The organism is Ornithinimicrobium murale, from assembly GCF_003352835.1.
Lineage (GTDB): Bacteria > Actinomycetota > Actinomycetes > Actinomycetales > Dermatophilaceae > Ornithinicoccus > Ornithinicoccus muralis.
In genome coordinates, this window is record NZ_QLVD01000006.1 from 1 (window position 1) to 10,008 (window position 10,008).

10 protein-coding genes and 1 pseudogene are annotated in these 10,008 nt (G+C 67.8%); 5 read left to right on the forward strand and 6 right to left on the reverse strand.

Features of this window, described 5'->3' with window-relative positions:
• Nucleotides 1-121 precede the first annotated feature (121 nt).
• The 3 genes from DPQ65_RS02485 (at nt 122) to DPQ65_RS02495 (ending at nt 1,642) form a co-directional block, all read left to right on the forward strand.
• Nucleotides 122-979: a hypothetical protein gene (locus DPQ65_RS02485; RefSeq protein ID WP_114905812.1), complete on the forward strand. Its 858-nt coding sequence runs from the start codon at nt 122-124 to the stop codon at nt 977-979.
• Between the two features lie 109 nt (nt 980-1,088).
• On the forward strand, nt 1,089-1,367 hold the full coding sequence (locus tag DPQ65_RS02490; protein ID WP_114905813.1) for a WhiB family transcriptional regulator: 279 nt from the start codon (nt 1,089-1,091) through the stop codon (nt 1,365-1,367).
• Nucleotides 1,367-1,642, forward strand: coding sequence for a hypothetical protein (locus DPQ65_RS02495; RefSeq protein ID WP_114905814.1), 276 nt, complete (start codon nt 1,367-1,369; stop codon nt 1,640-1,642). The genes DPQ65_RS02490 and DPQ65_RS02495 overlap by 1 nt, the downstream gene beginning before the upstream one ends.
• Nucleotides 1,643-1,774: 132 nt before the next feature.
• Here DPQ65_RS02495 and DPQ65_RS02500 read toward each other — a convergent pair whose 3' ends face one another.
• Nucleotides 1,775-2,533, reverse strand: a complete 759-nt coding sequence (locus DPQ65_RS02500; protein ID WP_114905815.1) for a hypothetical protein — start codon at nt 2,531-2,533, stop codon at nt 1,775-1,777.
• 150 nt (nt 2,534-2,683) lie between these two features.
• On the opposite strand from DPQ65_RS02500, the gene DPQ65_RS02505 reads away from it, so the two are divergent.
• Nucleotides 2,684-2,983 (forward strand): DnaJ-like cysteine-rich domain-containing protein, encoded by a 300-nt coding sequence (locus DPQ65_RS02505; RefSeq protein WP_114905816.1) that lies wholly within the window; start codon nt 2,684-2,686, stop codon nt 2,981-2,983.
• A 225-nt stretch (nt 2,984-3,208) separates the two neighbouring features.
• On the opposite strand, the gene DPQ65_RS02510 is transcribed toward DPQ65_RS02505, so the two are convergent.
• The 5 genes from DPQ65_RS02510 to DPQ65_RS02535 all read right to left on the reverse strand — a co-directional run bounded on the left by DPQ65_RS02510 (nt 3,209) and on the right by DPQ65_RS02535 (nt 9,286).
• Entirely contained in the window at nt 3,209-3,946 is a 738-nt protein-coding gene (locus DPQ65_RS02510) for a helicase associated domain-containing protein (RefSeq protein ID WP_114905817.1), read from the reverse strand.
• A 44-nt stretch (nt 3,947-3,990) separates the two neighbouring features.
• Nucleotides 3,991-5,250 carry an AAA family ATPase gene (locus tag DPQ65_RS02515; RefSeq protein ID WP_114905818.1) on the reverse strand — a complete coding sequence of 420 codons (1,260 nt, stop codon included), beginning with the start codon at nt 5,248-5,250 and terminating at the stop codon, nt 3,991-3,993.
• Nucleotides 5,251-5,932: 682 nt separating this feature from the next.
• The gene (locus DPQ65_RS02525; protein WP_114905820.1) at nt 5,933-6,679 is read right to left on the reverse strand and encodes a hypothetical protein; all 747 of its coding nucleotides are present in this window, start codon (nt 6,677-6,679) and stop codon (nt 5,933-5,935) included.
• A 159-nt stretch (nt 6,680-6,838) separates the two neighbouring features.
• Nucleotides 6,839-7,936: an ATP-binding protein gene (locus DPQ65_RS02530; protein WP_114905821.1), complete on the reverse strand. Its 1,098-nt coding sequence runs from the start codon at nt 7,934-7,936 to the stop codon at nt 6,839-6,841.
• Nucleotides 7,937-8,035: 99 nt separating this feature from the next.
• Nucleotides 8,036-9,286 carry a vWA domain-containing protein gene (locus tag DPQ65_RS02535; protein ID WP_114905822.1) on the reverse strand — a complete coding sequence of 417 codons (1,251 nt, stop codon included), beginning with the start codon at nt 9,284-9,286 and terminating at the stop codon, nt 8,036-8,038.
• Between the two features lie 294 nt (nt 9,287-9,580).
• Here DPQ65_RS02535 and DPQ65_RS02540 point away from each other — a divergent pair.
• Nucleotides 9,581-10,008: pseudogene (locus DPQ65_RS02540) on the forward strand (helix-turn-helix domain-containing protein); the annotation flags it as partial.

Here is a 10,008-nt window from a genome sequence, read left to right on the forward strand (position 1 = left end):
CGCACTCAACCCGACCCCCACCAACCCCGAGGAGCTCACTGCTACAGTGCCCGAACTGACGACCTGAAAACCCCTACCGAGGGATCACCGTCGTACACCACTCCACCGGACTTGACCGACGATGCAGCGCGCTGATGTGACCTTGTTCGGCAGCGACGGTGGTGAGGTTCGTAGCAACCTGGGTCAGCGGCTGAGCATCGGCAAGTTGGACGCACAGGGTGCCCAGATGATGTGGGGGTCTCCCGCGATCGGGGTCACCATCCCGCGAGAGGTGCAGCAGCGAGCTACCACTACCAACAAGGACGGCGTCCCAGTCGAAGCGCAGTGCTTCAGATTCCCCTCGCCTTCTGCGCCGATAGGGACCGAGGAGGGCGACCTGCGGGAAACCATCCGCCCCCGTGACTCCAGGCACAAACGCCTTGTCATCGTGCCTCCCGAGCCGCTGGCCGACCTGGACTCAGAGGACAAGGTGATCGAGCCGGAGTACTTCGAGTACGCCGAGGCCCAGTGGGCTTTCGCGCAGGACAGGCCGGACCTGGACCCGCTGCTGCAGGTCAAGAAGACCACGGATGGTCGTCAGGCAGCCTCGGCCTTGTCGATGCTCGGGTTGGCTGGTGGGGCGAGCAGCCCAGGGGGCGAGGGTTCCACGCCGAGCAGGCACGCTGGTCATCGACGCGGTTTCGAGACAGATGACGAGCCAGTCGCAGTGAGCGATGTCGAGGACTACGCCGTTGGTGAGTTCGAGGGGTATGAGGACCCAGATGAGAGTCTTCCGGGCGGCCTCATCGTGGGCGACCTCATCGAGGAAGACGCGGGCTCTGGTGTGTGGGTTGTCGTGGACGAGATGCCAGAGCCGGATCCGGCGTCGCCGGGGATGACCGCGGTGTCCTGGCGCAGTGACTCGGACGAGTCTGGCGCGCTGTCCCTGCCGGAGGACGAGCAGGTCACGGTGCGTCGGCTGCTTTTGACCGACGACTGAAAGGTTGGCCGACAAGCGGTCACAGTCACGACCACAGCTGCACCTACCTACAGGTAGAGGCGCACCCGTCACCAGGGCGCACCCAGAGGCGGTGGAGGAGGCCCGACAAATGGGAGCACCAGTCAGCATCACCGCGGACTTCGCGTTCAGCGGACTCCAGGCGTGCAGGAAGGGTGATCCGGAACTCTTCTTCGCTCTCGATCAGAACTCGATCCGGGAGGCCAAGAAGGTGTGTGCGAAGTGTCCGCTACTTGACCAGTGCCGCGCCTGGGCGCTGGCCACGGGGGAGAAGCACGGTGTCTGGGGTGGTCTGGACGAGGACGAGCGGCTCGAGGTCCTCGGTCACCGCCCCAAGAAGCGGCGTCGGGCGAGTAGAGCGGTGGCCTGATGCTGAATGACTCCGATACCGATGACCTCCTGACGATCATTTTCCTGGTCGCGGCGGCAGTGGTTGGTGGTCCGAGTGTCCTGGGTGCGTTCGGTGTTGATGTGGGCTCGTTCCTCCTGCGGTACGGGATTCTGGTCCCCGGCTCCGAGGCGGTGTTTGTGCTCCCACTTGTCGGTGCCGGATTGGATGAGCGCCGCGTCGCCCTCCTGGGGATCGTCGTTGCCCTGGGGTTGCTTGCCGGCTTTGCCCGGTTGTTCCGCGGTTCCCGCGACTAGACCTGGGCGGACACGGGTGTCTGTGCCTGGCCGTTTCGGTGGGTTCCAGACGCAGAGCGGCCGCCCCAGGAAACACCCGTTTGTCGGAACAAGTGAGCGGGGCGGCCGCTCTGCCAGGATACCAGCCAGTGGTCAGCCGGTGAGGGTCCGAAGCAGTCTGAGAGTCGGGGGTTCCAACTTTCCCAACGCGCCCAGGGCGAGCTGCAACTGGGTGGTGATGACCTCCAGCTGCTGGGGGTCGGCGGCCAGGTGTGCTGCCTCGAGACGATCCCGCCAGAGGACCTCGGAGGCAGGCTCCACGGTGGTGCCGATCGCCGACGCCCAGTTGGCGATGCGGCTCTGCCGGTGCCGGAGAGCTCGTGTGGTCAGCTCGTGGGCGGCGTCGGCTGTGGCGGCGATCATCTGCTGGCGGTCCAGGTCCGACCAGGTGTATCTGACCGGGTTGATGCCGCTGAGCGGTTGTCCGTGGATCAGCTGCAGAGCTTTGGTCAGGGTGGTGGTGGTTGCGGCCCGGGGGCCGTTCGGGAGAAGCGCTCGGAAGGTGTCCCAGTCGGTCCGGACGGATCCGAGTAGCCGGTAGCCCTCTTGTGAGACCAGGGGGAGATACGGCTGCCCGTGCTCGGTGGTGCCCAGCCAGACGCGTGCGCGGTGCATGGCCTGGCAGCGCTGGTCGGAGGTCACGCGTGTCCCGGGCCACATCGCCGCGTCGAGTAGCTCGGGGCCGTCCCAGGGATGCAGGGACAGGAAGGCGATGAGCTCGGTCGCGCGGGCCTTGGACTGTGGTGTGGTCCCGTGCGGATTCAGCACCTGCACCGGTCCGAGGAGTTGCAGCGCCGGCGGTGGTTGCTCGGATGGGGCTTCCTGTGTTGCAGCCGCGCACTGGGTGTTCATGGGGGTGCTCCCTGCTCATTGTTCCGACAAAGAACACTGTATAATTGTGATGGGGGTCCTGCAAGCGGGCACGGTCACAGGTCACATCGGTCACACCCCGGGCACCTACACCACGGGTAAGCAATGCCCATCACATGAGGAGCGTGCGTCGTGACCACCAACGACCAGCAGATCGACTTCGACCTCGACCTCGAGGACCCGCCGCGGGATCTGACCGAGCGAGAGATGGAGGACTGGTATGAGGCCCGAGACCAGGGCACTATCGGCGCGGAGGCCGCGTCGCAGTCTTCGGCGCCAGGGTGTCCCTACTGCCAGGGCTCCGGCACCGTCACCTTCCACGAGCGCCACCGTGCAGGCGGGGGAGGTCACAACTTCGATGCACCCTGTCCCGAATGTGTGGTGCCACTCCCCTTCGAGGTCGACGTGCCGGCCTGGGGCTTCACGCCATGAGTGCGGCGGAAGAGCCCACGGTTGAGTTGGTGCGGATCTGGTGCGACCACGGCGCCCTGCACCCCTGGGTTGCCTCCCATGTGGACTGTCGCGGTTGGGTCGTCGACGTCCTCGGCCGTGCAGATACCCGGGAGTCCGCGGTACAGCTGTGGATCGGGGATCCTGCTGGGCTCCCAGTTGCGGGCAGCGCGTGATTCCTCATCTTTGGAAGTTTGGGTCTGGGGTCTACCCCCGTGGCCCGCTCCAGCTCCAGCCGGGGAGCTGCTCGATGCGCTCGGCGTCTTGCTCGCTGAGGGGGTGTGTTCCCTCACGCCCGGCCCGACGGTAGCGGTAGTAGATCACCCGCTTGTAGAGGGGCATGGCCTTGCCGTCGTCGAGGTTGACCCGGGTGGCGGTGGTGACGTCGGCGAGGGTCTTGCCCGGGTTCTGTGCCAGCCACAGCTGGGCCGCGGCGATGAACTGATCGACCTGGCTGCGCCGACCGACCTGGGTGGGGTCCAGGGGTTGGCCGCTCGCGTCGAGGAGGGTGCCGGGAATCGTGCCGAGTCGAGCGGACTGGGCGTCGGTGAGTTGCCCGTCGTGGTGGGCTCGGCGTTGCCGGCGCAGCCACTCGTTGAGCCGCGGAGACAGGGCCCGGTTTCCGTGCTCCTTGACGTGGTTGGAGATCTCATCGGCGGTGGAGTCCCACCGGTCGAGGCGGGAGTTCCACCTGGTGTCCCAGCGCCATTGGGGGCGGCGCTCGAGCTGCGCCTGGTGCTTCTTGGCCAGGGTCCCTTCGGCGTGCTGCCGGCGGGCGAGATTCACTTCTCGGCCCAGGGGGTAGTCCTGACCCTTGAGTGGGACGGTGGTGTCCTGGGCGATGCGGGTGTGGCCGTGCTCGGCGATGTAGTCGTCGAGGGCGGCCAGGAAGCTTGGCCAGTTGGCGATCGTGGTCATCTCTGCCTGGGGGGTGGTGGTCAGCATCGGTTGTCTCCTGGAGTCTAGTTCCGATATTGCACGGTTGAGGGTCAGTTTGTGGTGAGCCGGGAGAGCAGCTCGCGTTGGGTTGTTGTGGCGTGGTCGGGGTTGTCACGCAGGGCGCGGTCGAGGACGGTCGTGGCGTTGCTGTCGATGAGGATGCGCGCATGGGCGCGGTGGCGGGAGAGGGCAACACAGGTGCGACCCAGGTCGCAGTTGAACGGTGTCGCCTCGGCGTGGCCGGTCAGGGGGTGGACGACGACGACGGCTGCCCGCTCGCTGCCCTGCACGCTGTTGGCCGTGCCGATCAGGACACCGGGCAGGTCGGCCAGGTGCGCGGCGGTCAGGGATGCCTGGTTGACGTGCGGAGTGACGACGGCAATGTCCTGAGGGGTCAGGTCGCGGGCGGCGTCCTCTGTGACGAGGCGGGACCCGAGCAGGTCGCGGACGTGCGCGGCGGCCTCTACGGCGATCACGGGATCGTGCTCGCTCGTGGCGGTGATGGTGGCTGTCGTGATCTCCGGCAGGTCGACCCCGTTCCGATCCCGGACGGTGATCGGGGGCCGCGCCGAAGTGAAAGGCAGTTCGGGGTAGAAGGCGGGCTGGATCAGCGCGGTTGTGTCGGGGCCGAGCCGCCAGGTGCGGGTGAGGCGGTGCTGGGTGATTGCCTCACCGTGGGTGGCGATGAGGCCGATGGGGCCGGGAACCTGGGGGCCGGCATCGTGGCCGGTCCAGCGGTGGGTGGGCCCGGTGACGACGGGGTCGATCTGGCCGGGGTCGCCGACCATGACGATCTGGGGGGCCAGGGAGCCGAGGGCGGCCAGATCGGCGTAGGTCAGTTGGTAGGCCTCGTCGATCAGGAGGATGTCTGCGCCGGTGGTGTCGGTCTGGGTCCACAGCCAGCGGGCGGTGGTGGCGACGACCACACCCTGGGAGGTCCGCAGGCGGGGGGCACCCGCCAGGTGTTTGACGTTGGGGTTGAGTCCGGCCGGACGTTTGGAGCCGTTGCCGCCGAGGAGGGCGACCTCCTGGTCGAGAGCGCCGATCCGGTTGGCGGCGTCGTAGGCCTGCGCGCGGGTCTGGGCAGCAACGCAGACCCGCAACCCGGCACGGGTGGCGAGCTGCTGGGCAAGGTGGGTGATGAGGCGGGTCTTTCCAGCACCGGGAGGGGATGCGACGACGACGCCGGGATCGCCGGACCATGCGGCAAAGAGGACGGCGGCCAGGTCAGGGTCTGCCACGTGCTCTCGGGGAGGCTGGGCAGGCTGCTGTGGAGCGGTGACCTTGGGTGCGTCAGCCAGGCGGCGCATGGTGTTCTCCTTGTTCTCGTTGTTCCGACAATACACAGTCTAAGGGAAGGGTCGGACAGTGTCCAGCGTCGGCTGGCGATGTCGCAGGGGCCGGCGAGCCCGTGGACCTGATGTAGGCGAGGCTTGATGGGCGACCTGAAAGCAAGGGCGAAGGCGTCGGGCAATACTCCGCCCGGTCAGTTCTGGGTTGCGGCGCTGATCACCACGTCCAGAGGGACGTGGCGGCGACTGGTCGGCGGCTTGCCGGTGCGTGCCACCCAGTTCCGCTGGTCCCGCAGGCGACCGGAGTAGCGGGAGCGCAGGCTTCCCTGCTGAAAGGCGTCGATGCTGCGGGGCCGCAGGGTGAGGCTTGCGCCGACCGTGATGTCACCAATCACCACGGCGTCGTCGATGGTGAGGTCCAGGGTGCCGTCACTAGTCACGGTGATGTTGGAGACGGTGCCGCTGCGCAGCCGGAGGCTGGTCCCGGCCTGGTCAATTGTTCCGTTCCATGCCTGAACCTCAGCCCCGACGCGGAAGCGGGATACGACCGAGTCGCTGGTCAGGCGCAGCCCGCTGCGGTTCACGGCAAGACGCTGGATGGTGGTGTGCAGCAGGTGTCCCTCGCGCAGCGCGGTCTGAGCCACCAGTGGGTCGCCCAGGCGGATGGCCCCGTAGAACTCGGCGGCCTGGTTGCGCGAGGTCAGTCCGATTGCAGCGTCTCGCCGGGAGTCGCTGCCGGGACGGTTCCAGCGGGGGTGGCGGGTGAAACGGTCCCAGGAGTAGGAGTCGGCGCTGTGGCAGTCGAGCAGCCCGTCGAGGGTGGTGCCGTCGGCGGTGAGCTTGACGATGGACTCGGCGGTCTCGGCGGGGATGCCTGCGGGAGATTGAGCCAGTGCCGCCACGTCTCGATGGTGCGTTCGGCGTCAGGGTGCTCGCCGGTGACCCACTGCTTGCGGACATCGGTGGTGGCGACATAGGTCGCGCCGGTGCCAGCGTGGTCGGCGCGCTGGAGCCACCAGTCCAGGCAGGCAGCGGCCTTGTCGTCGGTGGCTTGGGTGAGCAGGTGCCCGAGCAGGTTGAGGGTCTGCGGGGTGTCCACGATGAGGCTGCGGTGGACGGGGTGGGGCTCCACGATGCCGCACGTGGTCAGGTGAGCCAGGAGGTGCTCGTGGGCGGCAGCGGTCTCGTGCCCGCCGTGACGGACCACCACCATTCCCTCGTCGAGCGCGGCAATGGTGGTCGGGTGAGTCGGTGGCAGGACCGGGGCGTAGTGCGCGGTGGGGACGGGGGACTGGAGCTGCTTGGCGTGGAAACGACGCAACACGTCCAGGGCGCGCGGTGTGCCGTAGGCGTCGTCGCAGGGGGTCGCGGTGGCACGGTGCCACGCCTGGGTGACGGTGATGCCCAGCGGGGTCAGGTGGCGGGTGGCGTAGTCCAGGAGGTCCATCGGGTTCCTCTTCTCTCTTGTTCCGACAATCCATAGTCTACAGGGAGGTTAGTGACAGTGGAGCCTTAACGGAAGAGGTCTTGGCTCAAACGGTGAGATCCCGTTGCGCAGACGATCACTGCCTGGGGGGATAACGGTTATCCCCCAGGCAGTCCGACCTCAGAGCAGTCCGGCCTCGGTGAGCGCGGGGGCGAAACGCTTGACGCTGGCCGGGGGCATGGCTCCCTCGGGACGGGCAAGGAGCATGGCGCGTGCGCAGGCGGCGGCGACGGATGCGAGGTCGTGCTCGGCGGCGACGGCCAGTGGCTTCCAGCCCTTGGCCCAGGCTGCTTTGGTGCCCTGGGTGGACAGAGCGACGACACCGGAGAGCGCAGCCCAGGCACGGTCGGGGGTGAGTGCGTGCCAGTCGATGCTCTCGGGGTCAGCGATGATCGCCTCGGGGTCGGGCTGGTCGGCGTGGGCGAGCCAGGTCAGGAACTCGACCGCAGCCCCGGGACCGACCAGTCCAGCGGCAGCGAGGTCGGCGGCGGTGTCGGTGGTGGTCTGGGCGAAGATGTCGGCCAGCATCGTCCAGGTGCGGCGGGAGGGCCACGCGCGTCCGGTGGCCGTCTCATCGCTGGTTGGGAAGTCGTGCAGCAGTTCCGGGCGGGTGCGCAGAAACCCGGCGACCTTGGCCCGTGCGATTGCGCGGGTGGTGTTGTTGAGCGGGTTGAGCGGCTCGGGCGTGGGGACCGGGAAGTTGGAGACGATGCCGTCCAGCCAGTCGGTAGTGGTGGGGTTGTAGTCCACGTGCAGGAAACGGTTGGCCAGCGGGGGAGCGAGGTCCCAGCCGTCGGCGGCGCGCTCGGGGTCGTTGGCGGCGGCGATTACGCGGGTGTTGGCCGGGAGGTGCAGGTCACCGACGGTGCGGTCGAGGACGACGGCAAGCATGGCCTTCTGGACCGAAGGGGTCGAAGTGCTCAGCTCGTCGAGAAACAGGTAGGCACCGTCCTCGGCGGAGGCGATGCGCTTGGCCCAGGAGGGTGCCTCCATGTAGACCCCGTCCTCCCCGACGACGGGCAGACCGGCGAAGTCGCTCGGCTCGCGCAGTGATCCCAGGACGGTCTCGCAGGGCTTGCCCTCGTTGGTGGCCAGGGCGCGGATGAGGCTGGACTTGCCGATGCCGGGGTCTCCCCACAGGCAGACGGCGACGCCGGCGCGACCCGCGGCCTCGATGACGGCCAGGAGGGCGGGGGCGTTGGTGGTTGCAGTGGTCATGGTGTTTCTCCTTGCTCTCGATGTTCCGACAATCCATAGCCTAGAGCATGCCGCCGACAATCCACAACCGGGGTGGGTTGGAACTGCCGGCGGTATCGCTCAGACGGGGGTGACCTGCACCGTGGTGATCCAGGCGGGGGGCGTCGGTGCACCCTCACCGATGAGCGCGGCGATCACGCGCTGGGGGGTGGGGGAGTCCGGCCACGGCGTGAAGCCGTCGGTGAGCACCACGATCACGTCGGGACTGCTGCGGTGCTTCTGAGCCGCCGCGATGCCCACGCGCATGTCGGTGCCACCGCCACCGCTCAGCTCGACCTGCTTGGCGTTGGTGATGTTGTCCATGACCGTGGCCTGGGTGTCCACCGAGACGACCGACAGCCCCCGGCTGCGGGTGGACTTGGTGATCCCAGCGACTTCGCTCAACGCGGCGGCCAGGTCGGCGGGACTCATGCTGCCTGAGGTGTCGATCACGGCGGCGATGGTGGGCACCGGGGTGTGCATGGAAGGCGTGATGATGCGGGGGATGCGACGGCGGCCAGGACGGGCGTAGGTGTAGTCCTGCTGCCCTTCTCTCGCCCAGACGACGGCGCGACGGACAGCAGAGCGCAACTGCCGACGCCAGTCCACCTGAGGCGGGGTCAGGACCTCGCTGGCCCAACGGCGCAGACCGGCTGGGGTGGTGCCGGGGTGCTTGGCTGCATGCTCGTTCACCGACTCGGCGACCATGCGGCGGGTGACCCGCTGCGCGGCATCACTGAGCGCCGGGGCGTTGCCGTCGGTGGGTGCCAGTTCCCACTCGCCCTCGGGGCCACCGGCCCCCGAACCGCACCCGTCCTCGGGCGCAAAGGTAGGCGGAGTCTGACCGTCACCACCGGAGCCCTGGCCCTTGCTCTGGCTGCTACTCCGTGGCGGGTTCAGCTGGTGGTAGTAGTCCTCTTCGATGCCGTTGCGGGGAAGCCCCTGGTTCTCCGGGGTGATCGCACCTTCGGGCAGCGGCATGCCGGTGACCAACAGGTCGGCGTTGATTGCGGCGTCGGTAGCGAGGTTCCAGACGTCGTGGTTGCGCTGCGCACCGAGAGCCTCACCGCGGGCGGCGTGCTCGCGCAGCAGGTGTCCGACCTCGTGCGTCAGGACGGCCCCGGCCTGCTGCGGTCCCCACTCGGCCAGGGTGATGGGGTCGATGTAGAGCCGCCAACCCCGATCTACGGCGAAGGTGCCCAGTCCCTCGGCGGCGACGGGCTGCATCTTGAACAGGGCGGTGGCGAAGTAGGGAGCGAACTCCAGTGCGTTCAGGTGCGCAGCAGACAGTGCCCGGCGCTCGTCCTGGGTGAGGGGGCGGATGGTGACCATGAGGGTTCTCCTTGCTCTCGATGTTCCGACAATCCATAGTCTACTCCTAGCCGCCGACACCAGTCGATAAGCAACGGATAACAACGAGGCTCGCTGCGACCCCTCTCGGTGGCGCGCGGAGATTGTCGGTGCCCATCTATAGACTATGGATTGTCGGAACAACGAGAGCAAGGAGAAACAGGCTCTTCTGACTCACCTGTGGGTGTTCTGAGGGTGCCTGGGTAGGGCGCACGCCGTTCCCTGCATAGGTTTCTGAGCTGTCAAGGAACAGAAGCCAGTGGTCAGGAGAACGGCGTGCGTGATGTCAGCCTATGGCGGAGCCTGCTCGGAATCGAGAAGACGGTGCTCGAGCGGGTCGAGTTCGACGAGGACGCCGAGGTGCTGGTGGCGCACGTGCGGCCCACCGCGCGGCAGCGCGGCCGGTGTCGACGGCGCAGCCCGAGGTATGACGCCGGGCCGGGACGCAGGCGGTGGCGGGCACTGGATCTCGGGCACCATTCGTGCCGAGTTGGAGGCCCACACGCCGCGGGTACGGTGCCGCGATCATGGAGTGGTGGTCGCCTTGGTGCCGTGGGCACGCCACGACGCGGGCCACACCTACGCTTTCGACGATCAGGTGGCGTGGCTGGCGACGCAGGCCTCGAGGTCCACGGTGACGGAGCTGATGCGGATCGCCTGGCGCACCGTCGGGTCCATCATCGCCCGCGTCTGGGAAGACGTCG